The organism is Rossellomorea vietnamensis (assembly GCF_008180415.1).
Classification (GTDB): Bacteria; Bacillota; Bacilli; order Bacillales; family Bacillaceae_B; genus Rossellomorea; species Rossellomorea vietnamensis_C.
The window spans coordinates 418260-438936 of the sequence record NZ_VTEI01000003.1 but is presented as its reverse complement, the minus strand read 5'-3'; the positions used below and the strand labels follow the sequence as shown (position 1 = coordinate 438936).

The window sequence follows — 20677 nt, the reverse complement described above, 5'->3', positions numbered from 1 at the left end:
GCCCGAGATATGTATGAAGTGGTCAGCACATCGGTTAAGAGTGAGAGATTTCGGCGGAGATATGTATGAAGTAAGCCCCGCTTCGGTCAAGCGAGAGAGATTTCGCCCGAGATATGTATGAAGTAATCCGCACTTCGGTCAAGCGAGAGGGATTTCATCCGAGATATGTATGAAGTGAGCCGCACCTCGGTCAAGCGAGAGAGATTTCGCCCGAGATGTGTACAAATCAGCCCTTTTTAAAAAGCCGCCTGTATATCCAGGCAATCCTCCAACAGGGCAACAGCACCAAACCCCGACTTAAGTCCTTCCACAACCTGTCTAATAAAGACCCAAAGACCCATCTTTCTAAAAAAGATTGATTAGTGAAAATTTTCATAGTAACTTAATAAATATGTAGGATGATAGCGTTTGCATAAAGGAAGAAGTTTGTGTAGTTGCCATGGAATGAGGAGGTTTGCGCCAATTTGTGCAAACGATTTCACAACTGCATTTGTTTTTATGTTTTTGTGCAAGCGGTTTCATCAATAATAAAAGTATAGGAGGAAAAGGGATGCGGAGGAATAAGTTTCAAAGAATCACAGCAATCTTTTTATCATTCATTCTTGTGATCTCGATGTTCGCAGGATACATACCAGGGGCACATGCAGAGAAGGGAAACCGTTCTGTCAGCTTGTCTTATGAGCGTAGTGATGGTGAGTATGAGGGCTGGAACCTGTGGGTTTGGGGCACGGGTGTTCAGGATGACCAGATCGATTTCACAGAAGTGAAGGATGGCAAGGCGGTTTTCAATATCGCTGTCAGTCCGGATGTGGATGAAATTGGTTTTGTTTTAAGAAAGGGAACGGACTGGTCGGAAAAGGATGTCGACGGTGACCGTTTTATTACATTGAATAAAAAAGATTTGATTACAAAGGTGCATGTGAAGAGCGGGGAGATGGAGTTCCATAAGGTGCCGGATGGTTCCGGTCCAGTAGTGGAAGACGGCCAGGCGACTTTCTTCTTCCGTGACAAGGAGTTATATGCGGAAGGTGCTATGAATACGGTTGAAAAAGTGGAACTTGAGATCCTGGGGCAGCGCTATGAGATGGAAGCCCAGCCGGAAAACGAAAGGTGGACTTATACCCTGCAAGACCTTCCTCAGGGAGAGCATCTCTACACGTATTTCGTGACAGTGAACGGGGAAACAACTCAAGTAACGGATCCTTATAATACGGTTGACGGACAGTCTATCGTCACTTATCAAGTGGCTGACTTCCAAGTTTCAGCGTCGGTTCAGCCGGCAGCGGTGAGCTACAATGAAAATGCGGTGGTTTCTGTTGATCTTGGAGCAGAGACTGAGGCAAGTATCCGCGAAATGTATATGGATTTGACGGCCATTGGCGGTGAAGAAAAAGTCAGCATCGATCCACAGCTGAAGGAGCTGGCGGTTGCGGTTGACCAATTGGTGACAGCGGGCGAGAAAAACCTGCCGATCACAGTGGTGGACGAATTTGGAAACACTCACAAAGCAGAGGCTTCTCTGGAAGTGAAGGCACGCACCTTCACGGGTGAAGAAGCGGACTTTGATTGGGATGAGTCAGTCATTTACTTTATGCTGACGGACCGTTTTTTTGACGGAGACAGTTCTAACAATGATCCTTATGGAATCGGCTATGATACTTCCAAGAGCGGAACGTATCAAGGCGGTGATTTTAAAGGAGTTACGGAAAAATTAGATTATCTTGATGAATTGGGCATCAACACGATCTGGCTGAGCCCGATTGTCGATAATATTGACTATGATGTCAGAAGTGAGAATCCGGATACGCCATATTATGCCTACCATGGATACTGGGCGGATAATTTCAGAGAGTTGAATCCTCATTTTGGTTCTATGGCAGATTTCCATCAATTGATCGACGAAGCGCATAACCGCGGAATCAAAATCATGGTGGATGTGGTGCTGAACCACTCGGGTTATGGATTGAAGGAAAGTGATGCGGAAACGACGGGTATCCCTAACTTCCCGACAGACGAAGATCGTGCTCGCTTTGACGGCATGCTTCGTGACGGCGGCGATGACACGATCCGCGGCGAATTGTCGGATCTGCCTGACTTTTTGACAGAGAATGCAGAGGTACGTGACCAGATTGTTCAATGGCAGACAGACTGGATTGAAAAATCAACAACACCGAATGGCAATACGATTGATTATTTCCGTGTCGATACAGTCAAGCATGTGGAAGATACCACTTGGATGAAATTTAAAAATGAGTTAACGAAGGTAAAACCTGACCACAAGATGATCGGTGAGGTCTGGGGAGCGAACGTGAACGAAGATTCCGGTTACCTGAATTCCGGAATGATGGATTCACTGCTCGATTTTGATTTTAAAAATCTGGCGAGGGACTTTGCGAATGGCAGTCTGACTGCAGTTGAGTCTAAGCTGGAAAGCCGGAATGGAGAGCTTTCAAATGACGCAACACTTGGACAGTTCCTCGGCAGCCATGACGAAGATCGATTTCTCGAAGCTGTGGAAGGAGACCTTGGCAAATATCAATTGGGTGCGTCACTGCAGCTGACGGCCAAAGGGCAGCCGGTCATCTATTATGGTGAAGAACTCGGCCTTCCTGGCAAAAATAATTATCCAATTTATGATAACCGTCCGAATATGCCATGGGATGAAATAGACGGAAATAAGGTGCTGACGCATTATCAAAAAGTACTGGATTTCCGTAATGCGCATACGGATATTTTTGCAAAAGGCGAGCGGAGCCAAATCGCTGGTTCGGACAGTGAAAAATATCTCGTGTTCCAACGAAGCTATAATGAAGAAGAGGTGTTTGTCGGGTTAAATACGGCAACGGCAGCCAAAGAAGCAACAGTGGACTTCGGGTTGGGAGATGCGGTCGTAACCGATCATTATTCTAATAAAACGTATACCACTTCCTCTGATGGAAAAGCGACAGTGACACTGCCGGCTATGGAGGACGGCGGAACAGCATTGTTTACGGTTGAAGGCGGAATTCCTGCGGAAGAGCCGGGAGATGCCGGTGAGATTGCGGAAGATACCCTTCGCATCCACTATCAGAGAACAGACAACAGCTACGAAAATCTCGGTCTATGGTTATGGGGAGACGTTGAAACTCCTACAGAGAACTGGCCATCAGGCGGAAAAGCGTTTGACGGCGTGACAGAGTACGGTGCGTACGTTGATGTGAAGATCAACAGCGGCGCTCAGGAAGTCGGATTCCTCGTCTTAAACAGAACCAATGGCGAAAAAGATGGCGGAGATAAAATCGTTGAACTTTCTTCTTCTGAACTGAATGAAGTCTGGGTAAAGCAAGGTTCTGACGAAATCTTTTTATATGAACCGTCCCAACTTCCTGAAAACACGGTGAGGATTTACTATGACCGTGAAAAGGATGACTACGAAGGCTGGGGCCTGTGGAACTGGGGCGATGTTGCCGCACCGTCTGATGGCTGGCCGGATGGAGCAGGAGATGCAGCGGGAATTGGCAAGTTTGGTGCCTACTATGACATTGAACTGGCAGAGAATGCTTCACAAATCAATTTCCTTTTCGTGAACAAAAACACTGGTGCTCAAACGGGAGACATGTCGTTTGAGATGCTCGATCAGTACAGAACGTTGTTTGTAAAAGAGGGCGAAGACAAGGTGTACACGGATCCTTATGGAGCAGGCAAGGCTTCTCTTTTATCAGGAGAAGTGCTTTCCGAGGAGCTGATATCCCTTCGTTTCTCCAAGACAGAAGGATTGACGGCCGAAGAGTTGCAAGCGAACATTTCGGTTGCGGATAAAGACGGAAATGAAGTAACCATCTCTGAAGTGACAGCGGAAGGGGAAGAGAAAGTCCACCTTCACGGCACGTTTGATATCGAGAAGCTTCCTTTCACTGTTACTTACGGAGAACGCTCGGTAGAGGTGAAATCAGGGTGGAAGCTGCTCGATGAGATGTACGGGTATGATGGACAATTGGGAGCCGAGCTTCATAAGAAAGGTACAGCCACATTAAAGGTCTGGTCTCCAAAGGCCGATAACGTTTCTGTTGTTCTTTACGATAAAAAAGACCAGAATAAAGTGGTGAAAACCGTTGAGATGGAAAAAGGCGACCGCGGTGTCTGGTCCGTGACTCTTATGAAAAAGAACACGGGAGTTGCGAATCACAAGGGCTACTACTATCACTACAAAGTCACTCATGGTGAGGAAACAAAACTGGCGCTTGATCCTTATGCGCAGTCCATGGCAGCCTGGAGCAGCGACTCAGGAGATCCTGTTGGAAAAGCGGCAATCGTCGATGTTTCAAAAGTGGGTCCAAAGCTTGATTTTGCTGAGATCCCGGGCTATGAAAAACGTGAAGATACCATCATTTACGAAGCACATGTACGTGACTTCACGTCTGATCCAAATATCGCAGATGAGTTGAAATCCGAATTCGGTACATTCTCCGCTTTCGTGGAAAAATTGGATTACATTGAAGACCTGGGAGTGACCCATATCCAGCTGCTGCCGGTAATGAGCTACTACTTCAGCAATGAGTTTGAAAAAGAGGAAAGAATGCTGGAATACGAATCAACTGACACGAACTACAACTGGGGATATGACCCGCAAAGCTACTTCTCTTTAACCGGCATGTATTCGGAAAAACCGGAAGATCCGGAAAAGAGAATCAAAGAGTTCAAAAAGCTGATTAAAGAGATTCATAAGCGTGACATGGGAGTTGTCCTTGATGTGGTCTACAACCATACGGCGCAGGTGTCAATCTTTGAAGATCTTGTACCAAATTATTATCACTTCATGGACGGTGATGGCACGCCAAGAACAAACTTTGGAGGCGGACGCCTAGGCACGACGCATAAAATGTCCAGAAGAATTTTAGAAGACTCCATCATGCACTGGGTCAACGAGTACAAAGTCGATGGTTTCCGTTTTGATATGATGGGTGACCATGACGCGGAAAGTATCCAGAGAGCATTTGATCAAGCGAAAAAGGTGAACCCGAATCTTGTGATGATCGGAGAAGGCTGGAGAACGTTTGCAGGAGATGAAGGCGAGCCGGTTCAAGCTGCCGACCAGGATTGGATGCAGCACACAGAAGCGGTCGGAAGCTTCTCCGATGAGTTCCGCAATGAGTTGAAGTCCGGTTTCGGAAGCGAAGGCCAGCCAAGATTCCTGACGGGCGGCGCACGCAATATCAACCAGATTTTTGACAACATCAAAGCACAGCCGCATAACTTTACAGCCGATCAGCCGGGTGACGTGGTGCAATATATCGCCGCTCACGATAACTTGACGCTGTATGATGTAATCGCGCAATCAATCAAAAAAGATCCGGATGTGCCGGAGAATAACGTGGAAATTCATAAGCGTGTCCGAATCGGAAATGCGATGGTACTGACCTCGCAGGGTACGGCATTCATCCATGCCGGCCAGGAATTCGGCCGAACCAAACAATGGAGAGAGGAAGCGGAAACGGCTCCTTACAAGTCGACTTACATGACGGACGAAAATGGAACGCCATTCAAATATCCGTATTTCATCCATGATTCCTACGATTCTTCAGACATCATCAACCGAATCGACTGGGAGAAAGCAACAAACGAAGAGGTTTACCCGGTGAATAACGTGACAAGAGAGTACACATCCGGATTGATTAAGCTGCGCCGCTCAACGGATGCCTTCCGTCTCGGTTCAAAAGAGCTGATCGATTCGAATGTCACATTGCTGGACGCTCCTGAAATCGGGGATCAGGATCTGCTGATCGCCTATCAGGCAAAAGCGACTAATGGCGATGTGTATCACGTATTCATCAACGCAGATTCTAAAGCCAGAACACTGACGTTAGGAGAAGACTTGACCGATGCATCCGTATTTGTCGACGGTGACGAAGCAGGTACGGAGGAAGTTTCCGAGAGAACTGGCTTTGACCTGAAGGAGGACAGCATCTCGCTGGATCCTTTGACGACGGTTGTGGTGAAAGTTGGAGAGGCTGAGGAAGAGGAAGAAGAGAAGCCAGGCAAGGGTGAGGATGACAAGCACCGCTTTCCGTTTAAGAACTTTCTTATATATCTATGGAACAAATACTTCTCGAATTATTTTCCGTTTCAGCCTTAAATGTTAATTTGAAACGCCTATAAAAGACAAGATTAAGCTGAAAGAGCATCTCTTTATGAGGTGCTCTTTTTTGCAGGTGAAAAGAGATTGAGGGCGGCTGGTTTGGCCGATAAATAGTAGTTTTCGCCGAAAAAAGAAAGTTACCGCCGATAAACCAGCCGATTTCGCCGATAAACTCACGGTTTCCGCCGATAAACCAGTCCTTTCCGCTGATAAGCGCCATCCCGCGGGCCTGTAAAACTACTAGAAGGGTGGATGGGCGGCTGAGTCGACTTGGTCGTTTGGCCGATAAATAGCGGGTTACCGTCGATAAAAGAAAGTTACCGCCGATAAACCAGCCGATTTCGCTGATAAAATCCCGCTTTCCGCCGATAAAGTAGTCAAAAGCGCTGATAAAAGGAGGTAAAGTCCCGATAAAGTGCGCCGACCCGCTGATAAATTTTTGTGTTCACGCGAAGTTCCCTGCCCTAAAGTTAAAACTACACTCCCCTGTATACCTAGCTAATGTTGCTCCGAACCGCAAATTGTTTCTCCTCAGCTCGGGCAGCATTCACACCTGTTACTAAACATTATCCTCCACTTAACGCCCCCTTAATCTTCCTTTAGTATCCTAGGTAGGAAGTTTACAGAAATAGAAGGTGGCACATGATGGCAGAAGAGAGAACAATCAAGGCAATCATATTTGATTTGGACGGCACATTGTATGAGGATACTCACCATTTTGATTTTTACGCGGAACGGCTTAAGGTCCGGACTGCTGTGGAGTATCAAGGGAATTTTGAAGACGACTATCAAAAGATCATAAAGGGATCACACCCCCTCCGGATTGGCCGGGTCTATGATGTTTCCCGTGATTTGATTTTGATACATAAAAATGGAGAGGTGTCAGAGGCTTTAACCTGGGAGGGAGAACAGTTGGATGAGGAAGGAATAAGGGACTTATATCGTGAAAAGCTGACATTTGATATGGATACGATGTTCAATGTCGGTGATTTATGGTGGGTTCCAAATTCAATAGGACGGCACTATGGCCTGACAAGCGGGGAATCTGCTGAGGCATTCATGGAGACGCGGACCTTTATGGCGGCTCCGGATTACCAGTTGAACGCTATAGAGTCTCTTATCGAAGTGCTGGACAACCTGAAAGAACGGGTACTGCTTGTGCTGCTTACGAATAGTCCTGAAGAAGATAGTGAAATTATTTTGGAGAAACTGGGGATGAAGGATTCCTTCCATCTAAAAGTTTTTAATGGAAACAAGCCTCTTAGGACGAAGGAACAGTTCGAGGCAATCAAGGAGAAGACGTGTGTGGAGTTTCATGAAATGCTGAGTGTCGGCGATAATCTCATCAATGAAATCCTGCCGGCAAAAGAGCTGGGATGTGCAACTGTCCTGATTGACCCCCATGAAATCAGTGTGGCTGGCGATGCGGATGATATTGTAAGAAACATTGAAGAGGTTGTCCCTGTCCTAAGCGGATTACTCTTTAGAGAAAGGATGGTGAAATAAAAAGTGAGGCTTCCTTAAAGAGGGAGCCTCACTTTTGTTTGCTAATGAAATTATAATAGTATTCTCTGTGGAGAACTTATCTCTTCCGTAACCATCCCGTTGGATAGGATATACCTTTTACCGCAGACCGGGAGCAACTGGTGTCCACTTTTAGGGTGGAGTCTTTCCGGATGAAAACTGTGAAGGGGAATTAAGAATGCCGGATCCAATTCATCCACAATGTACTTCAGGTGCTGGGGAATGGCATGTCCTCCGGTACCGGTCTCGATGTATTCCAATCCAATGGCATCGAGGATTCGCTGCAGATTCTCGTAAGCTGGATCGAAGCTGCCAAGCGGAACACCGTTGGCGTGAAGATATACTCCTCCGTCTGTATTCAAGTCGAATAGTTCCAGTGATTGATCGTACGAATTCTGAATGAAAAAACTGCCTGGATTCTCATTGATGTCCTGGAAGGAGACGACAGGATATTCGAGCAATAACGACTTCTGCCAATCCGGTAAAGTGCCGGAAGCTTGAGCCTGCCTGATTTCTTCTGATTCATAAATGAAAAAGTCCTGATTGCCGGCAAGTCTTTTGGCAATTTCTGCAGTGGCAGCCTCAAGGACCACTTTCCGCCCTGTTTCTCTGCCGGTCTTCAGTATTCCATTGATTCGGTCAATGTTTCGGTGATAAATATTAAACAAGCCAATTCTGCTCGTTGCGTCTAGTATTTCAGCCATCTTGGCGGGCAGATCTGATTCTGTAAGAGAGTCATCCGGCATGCTGCGCTCTGGGACGAGGAGGCTGTCTGGAAGCTCTTCTTCATTTCTTAATGTTGTTCCCTCCATAATGACTGCGTCAAAGCCTAGTTTTTTTGCTTCCTCGATAAAAGAATCTACGTACTGAGGATTCTCCCCATGCATCCGGAGGTCGCCTGTGTAAAGAAGGGCTCCATCCGGTGTTTTGATATGGAAAGCGCAGGCACCGATAATATCATGATCAAGTCGAAGAGGAGTCACGCTGATTTTTCCAACCGAGAAGGGTTTGCCGTACTCACATCTGCGGTAAGATCGGCTGCCCTGCACGCCTTCTCCGATTGTTTCAAGTGCTTGATACAAATGGAGGGATTCCGCTGTCATGTAAACCGGCACGGAAGGATCGATGAAGCCCATGGCGCCCATATGATCCAAGTGCAGGTGGGATATAAGGACAGCGGTTTCTCCGGCATACTCCTGGGCAGGGAGGACGGAACTGTTTTCAGGAAGGTCTTCCCTTCTGTACAGGCCGTCCACCTCCGGAATCAAACCAAGCTTTAAGTAATCTCGTGCCATCGCTGACTTCCTTGCCTTCACCTGGCCGTCAAATATATTGGCGGCAGGATTATAGGTTAGGCCAAAATCAAAAATGACCCTTGTGTCCTCATGTTGCAGGGCGATGATCGTCCCTCCTATCGTGCGGAGTCCGCTATAAAATGTCAATGATGTCTTGCTCACAGATATCTCTCCTTTTCTTATTGGAAGGTTTTTTGTATAAAAGGCACATTGAATTACCGGAATATAGATGATTCAAATCCTTTTTTTTTGATAGATGGTGACATAGATTGCTGTAATAGAACAACGGAGCGCCCTCGATTTCCTGCGGGATTAGCGGGAAATCCAGTTCCAGAGTCCAGCCCCTCGGAGTCGTGCACCTGGAGCGGAAATCAACGACTCTTTGAAGACCCACAGCCTAAAAAACAACTATTTGGAAAAAAGAAGGAGCCCGTTTCAGCGGGGCCCCTTCCAAAGATATTAGTTTCCAAGCTCAGCGTTTGCAGCCTTTTCAGCAGCTTCCAAGCCTTCTTCTACAGTCATTTCGCCTAGAAGGACTTTATCGAGTTCTTTGGCAACTGCATTTTTCAACCCATATGCACCAACAATGCGGGGATCATAGAATCCAGCGTCAAATTGCTGTTCTCCTATACCGTAAACAGGGTTTTCTTCTTTATATTGAACCCACTCATCACTCTCAAGTGCAGAGTAGCGGACAGGAAGGTAACCTGTTTTAGAAGCCCATAGTGCAGTGTTTTCAGTATTAATAAGGAATTTAGTGAATTCCCATGCCGCCAATTTTTCTTCATCAGAAGCAGAGTTAAAGACGGAAACGTTTGTGCCGGCAAAAGGAGTAGCAGCTTCTTTACCTGCCGGAAGGACCGCGGCAGACCAGTTCAACCCATTTTCCGCAGCAGGACCCGCAACATAAGGGATACCAGCAGAAGAACCGATGTAGATTGCTACATCACCATTAGTGAAAGGACCAGACATATAACCGTCTTCACCAGCCGTACGTGCAACGCCATCTTGGATCATGCCGTTTACGAATTCAAGAGCTTCTTTACCTTCAGGAGAATTCATTTTGAATTCGCCGCTTTCTTCATCAATGAAGTCGCCGCCAGCTTGCTCAACCCATTGGTTAAATTCCAATGTTACGGAGTTTTCCAACCCAAGGCCGACAACTTTCTTGCCGTCTTTTTCCACTGTCAATTTTTCAGAAGCAGCGCGGAGCTCTTCCCAAGTTGTTGGAGCTTCCAGGCCAGCCTCTTCAAAATAATCTGTGTTGTAGAACATGATACGTGTACTCTTGTTGAAAGGCATTCCGTAATACTTGCCATCCCATGTGTTCGATTCGCGGAAGATTTCCACGATATCGTTCAGTTCTTCGCCGCTCATGCCATATTTCGCATCGTTTACATAAGGAGTCAGATCAGCAACAAGGTCGTTTTGCATATATTCCGTGATCCAGTCTTCATAAGCTTGAGACATTGCAGGAAGGTTCTTTGCTTTTGCAGCGGCCATGACCTTCTGAGAAAGATCATCATAGCTTCCCTGATTGACTAAGTTTACCGTGATGTTTTCTTGAGACTCATTAAAGTTATCCGTGATTTCAGTTAGTGCCGCTTCATGGTCGCCGCTCATCGCGTGCCAGAATTCGATTTCCACAGGTGAAGTAATTTCAGTTGTGATTCCTTCGGCTGTTTCGCCAGCTGTAGCATCTTCTACTTCCTTCGTTTCTGCTTCAGTAGAAGCATCCTCACTGTTATTGCCGCAAGCAGCCAAAGCGGCAGCGAAAATCAGTGTCAACATCAATAGTAGTAACTTCTTCATGTAAAACCCTCCTGAAAATAATTTATTTTAGAAATCATTAGAGCCAAAAGTCAGTTTTGTGACGCAGCTTATGAGTGGATCACCCCCTTAAAGGCAAGATATTTGTTTATCCTTTGATTCCTGATCTGGCAACACCTTCGATGATATATTTCTGTAAAATCAGGTACAGCACAATCATCGGCAGGATGATCATGGTGGAAGCAGCCATCAGAAGTTCATAGACGGTTCCTGCTTCTGTGCTGAATGAGGTCAATCCTACAGGAAGTGTCCTCATTTCTTTTGACTGAGTCACAATCAGCGGCCAAAGGAAGGCGTTCCAGCTCCCGATGGCCTTCAGCAGGGCGATCGTGATCAGGGCCGGTTTAGCCAGGGGCACCATGATCATCCACAGAAAGCGGAAGTTGCTGCAGCCGTCAATCTTTGCCGCATAGGAAAGTTCTTTCGGGATGCCGAGGAAGAACTGTCTCAGCAGGAAGATGGCGAAAATGCTGGCGAGCCAAGGGACGATGAGTGCTTCATACTGATCGATCCAGCCTAAGTTTGACAGTGTTACGAAATTGGGGATCAGCAGCACTTCACCGGGAACCATCATTGTTCCGAGAAGGACAGCGAACACAAGATCTCTTCCATAGAAGTTGATTCGCGAAAAGGCATAAGCTGCCAGGATGGTCGTGATGAGTTCACCGATTGTGGTGAGGATCGTGACGATTAAGCTGTTTACTGTATACCGTCCAAAGGGAGCCATTTCCCAGGCGGCAGCATAATTTTCCCATTTGAAATCGCCTGGAATCCATACGGGAGGCATTGTCATGACCTCTCCCGGAGATTTCAGCGACGTGCTGATCATCCAGATAAAAGGAAGCAGCATCAGCAGGCTCCCCATAATGAGCAGGATGTAGATGAATGTTTTTGACAGGGCATCTGTTTGCAATGATTACTCCTCCTTTCTAGTAGGTGACCTTGCGTTTTCCAATGTAGAGTTGAATCAAAGTGAAGATGAAGATCACAAGAAACAGGACATAGGCTGCAGCGGAGGCAATCCCGAATTCCCACTCTTTATAAAATTTTTCAAAAATATAGTACACCACGGTCTGGGCGCTGTAAGCGGGTCCGGGTTTGCCGTCGAATAAGGCAAAGACCTCATCGAACACTTTGAAAGAGTTGATAATGGACACAATCGAAATGAAAAAGGTTGTAGGCGACAGCAATGGAACGGTGATGGCTAGAAACCTGTTCCAAGGTGACGCCCCATCAATCCTGGCTGCCAAATAGTACTGTTGATTGATGTTTTGCAAGCCGGCAAGGAAAATGACAATGTTATAGCCAAGCCCTTTCCAGATACTGAGGATGATAAGGGCGGGCATCGCCCATTGCGGATCGGTCAGCCATTCTATAGGTGAAATGCCGAACCAGCTGAGAAAGAAATTCAGAATCCCATAGTTTGTATGGAAGATCCAGCGCCAAACGATCGATACCGCGACGACAGAAGTAACAAAGGGTATGAAATAGATTGTCCTGAACAGTCCTTTGAATTTAATCTTCGAATTTAATAGAATGGCGATTCCGAGCGAAATAATGATGGATAATGGTACAACCCCGATGACGAAAATGATGGTGTTTTTCATCGACAGCCAAAACTCCGGATCTGTGAAAATATAAATAAAATTATCGAGACCGTACGCATTGACAATATCGTTAAAGTAATCGTAATCCGTGTAAAAGCTCATCAAGAAAGATTTGATAATCGGGTAGATATTGAAAACCCCTAGAATAATGAGTGCAGGAAGCAGATATAGAAGGGCTTTCAGAGTAGCAAGCAAAGTTGGTCTTGGATTCACCGTGAGCCCTCCTCTATCGTTTTAGTTCCAGAATGTTTTTTTCAGTTTCCGAGTCAAATAAATGGAAGTGGTCATTGCGGATGCCAAGTTTGACGAGATCATTTACCTTGCCCTGGAAATCTGGCTGTACAAGTGCCCGGAGATGCTTGTCCCCTATGGCAGCACTCAGGAGGGTATCCCGGCCGATCCGTTCCACAAGGGCGACTCTTGCTGTGATGCCGTCCTGATTTTCAGTGGCGACGAAGAAGTCTTCTGGTCTTATGCCCAGCACCATATCACCGCAGTTTAGAGCAGCAGCTTTAAGGCGGGAAGGCATTCCCAATGTCTCCTTGGTTCCGGACAATGCAATTCTCTCTGTCTCCATATCTACCGATACGGGAATCATGTTAATCGGAGGACTTCCCATGAACTGTCCGACAAATATATTACCCGGATGATCGTACATATCTTGCGGCGGACTGAACTGCTGGTACTTCCCGTCTTTCATCAGCAGCACTTTGTCTGAGATGCTCATAGCTTCTTCCTGGTCATGTGTGACAAAAATGGTTGTGATGCCGACTTCCTGCTGAATGCGCCTGATTTCTTCGCGCATTTCAAGGCGGAGCCTGGCATCCAGGTTGGATAGCGGCTCATCAAGCAATAATAGTTTTGGCTTTTTTACAAGCGCCCTGGCAATCGCGACCCGCTGCTGCTGTCCTCCTGAAAGCTGTCCTGGCTTCCGGTCGATCAGGTGATCGATATGAACGAGTTCTGCCATCTTCTTCGCTMTCTCTTCCGCTTCTTTCTTCGGAATTTTCGCCATTTTAAGAGGAAACATGATATTCTTCAGCACGGTCATGTGGGGGTAGAGGGCATAGTTCTGGAAGACCATCCCGATTTCCCTATTTTCGGGCTCTATCTTATTTACAAGCTTGTCCCCAAAAAGCATTTCGCCTGATGTCGGCCTATAGAGTCCCGCCAGCATGAATAATGTCGTGCTCTTGCCGCAGCCGCTTGGGCCGAGAAGAGAAACCAGTTCACCTTCATTTATCGTGACGTTTAAATTATCTACTGCTGTTACATCATCAAACTTCATTGAGATATTTTTTAAATCTATTCTCAAGATGCTGCCCCCTAATCTCTGTCATATAAAGTCAACAGGACTCATTTTACGGGGAGTTTAATAAGCAGCAATGAAGGAGTTGTAAAACATTTGTAAATAATTCGAAAATTTTGTTTAGAATTAGGTTGATTGACTACGAGGGGGATGGTCAAGGAATGGGAACGTCTGCGAAGTGGAAAACTTTATAACTCTATGGAAAGGCAGGTTATCTGAAGGATGGATGAATGCCTTTCTTACTCCAGTAATCTCTACACCAAACAAAGAGAGGTTGTTAATAAATGGCCAAAAAAAATACGAGAGAACAAAATTCTTTATAAAGAACAAAATATATATTATAATGGAAATATCATAAAAGAAGAGGATGTTTTTACTTTATAAAAGGAGTGAAAGAAATTGAGGAAACGATTGGTTTTGATTCAACTATCTAGGGCACTGGTTCCTATTATGGTTATGCTGTTTCATGTTTCGGTGAATATGGAGGGGTATTGGGATTATAACTTGCTAGGTTTGTCTTCTCTTCCTATTTCCGGCGGGGTGAATTACTTCTTTGCTTTATCCGGTTTCATGCTTTTTTATATTTATCAGAAAAAATTAGGGCAGCCAAAACAATTAAAAGGCTTTATGCAAAGCAGGTTTGTCCGGATTTATCCCGTATATTTTGTTCTTACGATGATTGCGATTCCAGTCCTGATTTTCTTTCCGTACTTAGGTGTCGGGCATGAGATCAATTATAATACGATTGTGCATTCCCTGCTGCTTATCCCCGAGGTTGATGGAGTGAAGCCGGTCCTGGATGTGGCATGGTCATTGGTTTACACAGTCTATTTTTATATGATTTTTTCGATCTTGTTTCTTTCCAAGAAAGTCTTCTCGACGATTTTTTTGACAACATGGACCATTATTTCCATTGGGTTTGCGACTAATATTTTGTGGGCAGAGCAATTTATCCCCTACTTCTTTTTCTATCAATATAACCTGATTTTCCTGGCAGGAATGCTGTGTGCATATGCAGTGACAAGATTCCAGCCTTCGATGCTCGTTTCAGTTGGCCTGGTGATTATTGGACTTGCCGGTTTTCCTCTGACTTGGTTGAACTATCTCAACCCGGTATTGGATAACAGTTATTATGACTTGTATACAGGGCTCTCCTCCGTCTTGATCATTTACGGGCTTGCTTCGATTGATCTGAAGAAGAATATCCGAATCCCGAGGGCCTTGAATTATCTGGGAAGCGCCTCGCTGTCCATTTATCTGGCGCATAACCTTGTGCTGAATACCTTCTCTGAGATATTCAGCAGGACAGGAGTGTTTTATGCAGCAGGACCAGTTGTAACGAGCATCAGCCTGCTGGTTATCATCACATTCTTTGGCTGCCTGGTGCATTCGTTTATTGAGAAGCCGTTGACTGCTAAGCTTAAATCGCGTCTCGACGGGGATGCTGCTCCGATTGTACAAGATAATGCTGGAAAAATTCCGGCTGGTCAAACAGTTTAATTAGTGGAAAAGCCCCTTCGATTGAAGGGGCTTTGTTATTGTTTAGGAAACTTTTTCGCGTTGGAACATTTGCCTGTCGGGGCTGATTAAGGCGCTTGCGCTTTATTCTTATCCCCAAGTCACATGAATGATCGAGTTCTTTTGAGATATGGAATATCCCCTTGTTTCGCTGAAGGAAACCGACACCTCTGCGCCCGTTTCGTGTACAAGCTTGATATTTTCAATGAGTCCCTGGTATTCACTGTCTGCAAAGAAATCTAAGAGTATTCCTACATTCTCTTTAGGGACACTGGCAGTACCAGTTGACATAGAAAACAAAAGAGTGTCATCTTTCATTATTACGAATAAATCGGTGTTTTCCAGTGCGTACAGGATACCGCCGTGTTTTTTCGCAATGGCAGCGAGCTCCTGAAACTTTTCTAGATCCATTATATTTGTGTATTCACTGCCATGAAGGATGATTGATTCATTCTGTTTTGCTGAATCCGTGGGGGAAACATCATTTTCGCTCGTATTAGTTGGTGTATCAGTATTTTCTTCGTCTTCATTAGTGCTTCCAGAATCGCTCTGCTTATCTTTAGTTTCCTCTGTTCCTGTAGAAGGTTTTTTTTCATCTGTAGAATGATTGTCAGTATCTTTCTGTTGAGGGGTGTTGTCTTTCTTGTTTTCTTCGGTACTTTCTATCTCGGTTTCCGAGCTTTGCCCGGACTGATCTAGACTTGCGTTAGCTGTGCTTTGGGTACCCTGATAGTGAAATGCACCAGCGGCAATGAAGAATAGGAGCATAAAAACGATTGCGGAAAATTTCTTTTTCACTTTACACCTCCCGGGTATTTGATTAACTAGCTATGTATCTTTTAGACGATGTAAGTTCTCTTCTTGTTTCGATTTTATTGTAATTTTTGAAAATAATAGTATAGCCTCCTTAAAGGATGCCGACATCCCATCGTATGCTGAAGCAAAAAAGGTATTCATAAAGTTTTGCTTTTTTTTATAATGAGGTTATTTAACCAGAGAGTATATTTTAAGCTGGTTAACGTGTAAGATTATTTTTAAGTAAAAGTAAAGGGGGATACCCGTTATGAAACTTTTAAAAATACTGGCCATAGCTGTAGTAGTACTTGGAATAGCCGGCTTTGCTGTTTATCACTTCGGCACCAATATGGCCATGGATAAAATAGGGGACTTTGTTGATCAGGAATCAGCCAACCCGGGTCAAGTCGAGGAAGTAAAGAGGCAGATCGCAGCAAATCCTGAACTTCAACAGTTCCTGAATGACGGTGTAGAAAATGTCGATGAAAGTACGTTGGTTTATCAAACAAAAGAAGAAGCAATCAACGGTGTTATTAAGAAAGTGGGCATAAGCGAGTTGATGAATCTTCAGTCGAAAGTATCGGATGGAGTTACCCCGGAAGAACAATCTGAAATTATTGCTCTGCTGGAAGAAAAAATGAGTGAGGAAGAAATCCTTGCGCTCAAAGTTTTGGCTAATAAAGAGCTCGGGCTTTAATGAATTTCCAAGTAGAATAGTATTAATAATGAACTTCAGGTAGAGGATTTTGCATGCTGGAAAGGAAGAGTGGTCTTAAATATAGAGGGAGGAGACTATCAGTTTAAGATAGTCTTCTTTTGGTTTTACTATGGCCTTTTTTATCCTTTATTTTAACATTAATAGTCCAAAATATTTTTGTGCGATTAGAAACTATGGAATGACTTCAGAAGAGGCGATTCAGGCCAGTCAGGAGTTAGATGAACTTCTGATGAAAATCCAATCCGCGGTTCCTCTTCATCTCAATAAAAGAGAAACAAAATTGGCTTAGTAATGCCTATACCAGATTCCTGGAGGAACCATTAAAACAGCCTTCCATACATTTCTTTGCTGGCAGTGAAAAATGAATATAGGCGAAAGAATATAATTAGAAATGAGAACGGGCAATCGAATGAAGATTGCCCGTTCTCTTGGTTTGTATAGATGATACTTAATCCAATTTTATTATTCTGTAATCCCCACAGAATCAAATCCGCCGGCAGCAGCTGCAACTTCCGGACTGCCTTCACCATAAAGGTCGATGGCCGATTGAATGATCGACTCCCGGGCATGGCTGAAGTCCGAGTCAGGTGTCAGGTAGACGGTAAGTGCGCGATAGTAGATTTTACCGAGTTTCTCACGTCCGATGTCCTGGGCTGTCAGATAGGCAGCATGGTTGATGATGGAGGAGTTGATGTGCACTCCGCCGTTGTCCAAGTCACGTGGCAGGTCGTAATATTCATCCATATGGGATGGATACATGCCGTCGCCATTTCCGTATGGCACATAGGCAGCGCCGACCGGGAATCTGCTCGGATCGCTCAAGCTTCTAAGTGCGTCCCTGCCGTCTTCTCTTGCTGCAGGAGCCATGATGTCCTCTCCCATTTCCCAGTCTGAGTCATCAATTAATGCTCCGAAAATATCAGAAAACGCTTCGTTCAACGCACCCGACTGGAAGCGGTAAACAAGCCCGGCCGAGTTGGAGGTTACGCCGTGGGCCATCTCGTGGGCGGCTACATCAAGCCCCGCTGACAGCGGCACCATGAATTCACCATCACCATCTCCATAGACCATAAAGGTTCCGTTCCAGAACGCATTATTATAGTCTTCGCCGTAATGGACGACGGATTGAATCGGCATGCCGTTGTCATCAAGGGAATTGCGGTCATGTTCGTCCTTGTAGTACTCATACACTTGTTCAGAATTATAATGGGCATCCACTGCGGCTCTGTCAAAGTCATCCTTGAAAGATGCGTCTTTTCCATGGAACACTTCTAAATATCCCTTCGAGTAATCATATGTAATGATCCCCTCTAGTCCCTCATGGCTGTAGTCAGCAAGGTTGAATACAGTTCCTCCACGCTCAGGCTTGCTTCTGGAGATGTGTAACTGGCGGTGTTCTCCCCATATTCCGATGCCGGCTCCTTTTTGGGTTTTGATTTCATCGGCATGCATGATGGCATTGTATTGATCGATGACTTTCCCTGTTTTGGCGTCGACAAATACATACCAGTTGCCGGGTTCATCACCGAGGAAGCTGAGGTTCACTTTATGGGCAAGATGATTTTTTCCTTGGAACGGATAGATCACAAGGTCAGAAGATGGAAGCTGATCTAAGGTGGAAGGTGCGTCAACGGACGCTTTTGCAGTCTCTAGAGCCGTTTTGACTGAGACAGCTGGAGTGGTATCAAGATTGCTTTCCTCCAGTTGTTTATTTAGGGTACCGTTCACTGCGGTGATTTCATTCTTTTTGTTATAGTGGACGAGCACTTCTGCTCCTTCAACAGGAACTCCATTTTTTGTCTGGTTATAGCGGAAGTGGGTCATGCCGAGTTCGTCTTTTTCTTTCTTCTTCAGCTTTAAGTTTCCCTGGGGATTTTTCATGTTGAGTTTAGCTTTGTGTTCATTGAGGAAATTGATGGCGTCTGCAGATGTCACAGCCGAACGTTTCGCTGCGTGTTTTTCCTTCACAAAAAGCGGGACATTGGCATTTTCATTCCATTTTTTTGCGGCAGCATTCTCTGCCTGTGTTTCAGGCTGCACGGCCAGAACGTTGCTGTAGGGAAGGGAAGCGGAAATCAAAGCGGTCGTGATCAGAATGGGAGCGAAAACTTTTTTCTTCAATAAAATTCCTCCTAGATTCAAGATAGTACAAGTATAGAAGAGTTGATAGGTAGTTGCATGATTAGTTTGAATTATCTTACAATTATATTAATTAGTAACAATGGTACAGAATTCGGAGTCATTTCGAGTGTCAAAATAGATAGAAAGTCCTTTAGTCTATTAACGCGCTAAGAGATTGTTGCTTTTAGTGCAGTTATGACTTCAAGCATAAAAACAAAAGCAGCCTGGTGGTTTATTAAACCATCAGGCTGCTTTTGTTTTTTTTCTAAGAGATTGTTACTTTTGAATGATCCTCCTCCCCTTTGTGTAGAAGGGGAGGAGCGGAAATCCTTACAAATTAGAAAAGCCGCAATCTTTGCGAAAAGAGACTTCTTCAAAGAGGATCTACCTTTAAAAAGTATTAAACAACGGTTGTAGTTTCACTTGAACTTCGATCAGTCTTTGAAGCATCAATCATAAGGAAGATGGCCGAAACGATATGCATGATCATTCCCACAAAAGGGATCCAGGCAATACAGGAAGTGACAATTCCCAATATGCTTCCGGTGTATGCTCCATCATCTCTCTTGGTTAGTACTAGAGTAATAATATGTAATATCAACATAATAGCTAAAGGGGCCCACATAAAACTAATAACGATGGCAGCGCCTAAAATAGGAACCCCCAAAATGGCTTCAAAGGCACCTGTAATCCATTTCATAATGCGTGACACAGATATGGCTTCCACTCTCCTTCACTGACAATTTAATCCATTATACCATATAGGACAGCTGGTAAGAGTTCTTTATACAGGAACCTGCCGTCTGCTTCATAGGAAAGGTACAGCTTAGTAAGTGGAGAGAAATCATCTTTAGATTACAGAGGAAGCTTCACATCTTTATAGCATGGCATTTAAGTCCTCCTCTAAGATTCAGGAATACCAACAGGAAGGCCACATAAATATACAAAGGGAGGTTTTCTTATAAATAATTATAAAATATATTGTATAATTATTAAAATGTGTTAAGATACATTTTATTGAATAAATATTAATTTAATAATTTTAGGGGGATCAAGCAATATGAAAAAACTTATGACAGGTTTAATGGCGGTTATGATGGCTGGTTCGCTGGCAGCTTGTGGTACATCAGAGGAAACGAGCGGAGAAGGGAAAGAGAAAATCGTAATGGGGACATCGGCAGACTTCCCTCCATTTGAAACACATGATACTGACGGAGAAATTGTCGGTTTTGATATTGACCTTGCCAAGCATATTACAGAAGAGCTGGGCTATGAGCTGGAAATCAAGGATATGAACTTTGACGGATTGATCGGAGCGCTTCAGGCGGACACGGTTGATTTTGTGGCTTCCGGTATGTCCGCGACGGATAAACGAAAAGAGAATGTAGACTTCTCGGTTGAGTATCATCGCTCAGGGGAGATGTTCATTACTTTGCCAGAGACAGAGATTGAGAGCATGGAAGATTTAGATGGCACGAAAATCGGCGTCCAGCTTGGAACGATCCAGGATGAAGCGGCGAAAAAATTAGCAGATACCATTGAGATTGAGGTAAAGGCACTGGATAAGTTGCCAGCTTTGATCCAGGAGCTGAAATCGAAACGTATTGATGCGATTTACTTAGATAAAACGGTGGCTGAAGGATACATTAAAGAGCTGGACCTGAAAGGCTTTGATGATGAAAGTTCCCTGTCTCCTGGAATGGGCATTGCTTTTCCAAAAGGAAGCGAACTGGCAGAAGAATTTTCTGAAGTAATTGAAGAAATGAAAGAAAGCGGCGAGCTGGAGAAGCTCCAAGAGAAATGGCTGAAAGATGAATAAATATTAAGAAGAAATGAGGTGGGCAG

General features: G+C 44.8%; 14 protein-coding genes. 6 read left to right on the top strand and 8 right to left on the bottom strand.

The window, feature by feature from the left end; translation table 11 throughout:
• Nucleotides 1–550: 550 nt before the first annotated feature.
• Both FZC78_RS08220 and FZC78_RS08215 read left to right on the top strand, forming a co-directional pair.
• On the top strand, nucleotides 551–6112 hold the full coding sequence (locus FZC78_RS08220; RefSeq protein WP_148939223.1) for a pullulanase: 5562 nt from the start codon (nucleotides 551–553) through the stop codon (nucleotides 6110–6112).
• A 645-nt stretch (nucleotides 6113–6757) separates the two neighbouring features.
• Nucleotides 6758–7621 carry an HAD family hydrolase gene (locus tag FZC78_RS08215; protein ID WP_252183547.1) on the top strand — a complete coding sequence of 288 codons (864 nt, stop codon included), beginning with the start codon at nucleotides 6758–6760 and terminating at the stop codon, nucleotides 7619–7621.
• A gap of 50 nt (nucleotides 7622–7671) precedes the next feature.
• Here FZC78_RS08215 and FZC78_RS08210 read toward each other — a convergent pair whose 3' ends face one another.
• The 5 genes from FZC78_RS08210 to FZC78_RS08190 form a co-directional block, all read right to left on the bottom strand.
• Nucleotides 7672–9096: an MBL fold metallo-hydrolase gene (locus FZC78_RS08210; protein ID WP_148939222.1), complete on the bottom strand. Its 1425-nt coding sequence runs from the start codon at nucleotides 9094–9096 to the stop codon at nucleotides 7672–7674.
• A gap of 297 nt (nucleotides 9097–9393) precedes the next feature.
• Entirely contained in the window at nucleotides 9394–10746 is a 1353-nt protein-coding gene (locus tag FZC78_RS08205; RefSeq protein WP_148939221.1) for an ABC transporter substrate-binding protein, read from the bottom strand.
• A gap of 106 nt (nucleotides 10747–10852) precedes the next feature.
• A complete protein-coding gene (locus FZC78_RS08200) occupies nucleotides 10853–11677 on the bottom strand; it encodes a carbohydrate ABC transporter permease (protein WP_148939220.1) in 825 nt (274 codons plus the stop codon).
• A gap of 16 nt (nucleotides 11678–11693) precedes the next feature.
• Nucleotides 11694–12584 (bottom strand): carbohydrate ABC transporter permease, encoded by an 891-nt coding sequence (locus FZC78_RS08195; RefSeq protein ID WP_148939218.1) that lies wholly within the window; start codon nucleotides 12582–12584, stop codon nucleotides 11694–11696.
• A 13-nt stretch (nucleotides 12585–12597) separates the two neighbouring features.
• The gene (locus FZC78_RS08190) at nucleotides 12598–13686 is read right to left on the bottom strand and encodes an ABC transporter ATP-binding protein (protein WP_148939216.1); all 1089 of its coding nucleotides are present in this window, start codon (nucleotides 13684–13686) and stop codon (nucleotides 12598–12600) included.
• Nucleotides 13687–14079: 393 nt separating this feature from the next.
• Between FZC78_RS08190 and FZC78_RS08185 the strand changes: the two genes are divergently transcribed.
• On the top strand, nucleotides 14080–15180 hold the full coding sequence (locus FZC78_RS08185) for an acyltransferase family protein (protein WP_148939214.1): 1101 nt from the start codon (nucleotides 14080–14082) through the stop codon (nucleotides 15178–15180).
• A 108-nt stretch (nucleotides 15181–15288) separates the two neighbouring features.
• On the opposite strand, the gene FZC78_RS08180 is transcribed toward FZC78_RS08185, so the two are convergent.
• A complete protein-coding gene (locus tag FZC78_RS08180) occupies nucleotides 15289–15996 on the bottom strand; it encodes a hypothetical protein (protein ID WP_148939213.1) in 708 nt (235 codons plus the stop codon).
• Nucleotides 15997–16261: 265 nt separating this feature from the next.
• Between FZC78_RS08180 and FZC78_RS08175 the strand changes: the two genes are divergently transcribed.
• Together FZC78_RS08175 and FZC78_RS24545 are read left to right on the top strand one after the other, a co-directional pair.
• A complete protein-coding gene (locus tag FZC78_RS08175; protein ID WP_148939211.1) occupies nucleotides 16262–16690 on the top strand; it encodes a hypothetical protein in 429 nt (142 codons plus the stop codon).
• 130 nt (nucleotides 16691–16820) lie between these two features.
• Nucleotides 16821–17000 (top strand): aspartyl-phosphate phosphatase Spo0E family protein, encoded by a 180-nt coding sequence (locus FZC78_RS24545; protein ID WP_148939209.1) that lies wholly within the window; start codon nucleotides 16821–16823, stop codon nucleotides 16998–17000.
• Nucleotides 17001–17173: 173 nt separating this feature from the next.
• On the opposite strand, the gene FZC78_RS08165 is transcribed toward FZC78_RS24545, so the two are convergent.
• A complete protein-coding gene (locus FZC78_RS08165) occupies nucleotides 17174–18832 on the bottom strand; it encodes a M4 family metallopeptidase (RefSeq protein WP_148939207.1) in 1659 nt (552 codons plus the stop codon).
• Nucleotides 18833–19232: 400 nt separating this feature from the next.
• Complete coding sequence (locus FZC78_RS08160; RefSeq protein WP_148939511.1) at nucleotides 19233–19550, bottom strand: hypothetical protein; 318 nt, start codon at nucleotides 19548–19550, stop codon at nucleotides 19233–19235.
• Nucleotides 19551–19892: 342 nt separating this feature from the next.
• Here FZC78_RS08160 and FZC78_RS08155 point away from each other — a divergent pair, with 342 nt between their 5' ends.
• On the top strand, nucleotides 19893–20651 hold the full coding sequence (locus tag FZC78_RS08155; RefSeq protein WP_148939205.1) for a transporter substrate-binding domain-containing protein: 759 nt from the start codon (nucleotides 19893–19895) through the stop codon (nucleotides 20649–20651).
• Nucleotides 20652–20677 lie beyond the last annotated feature (26 nt).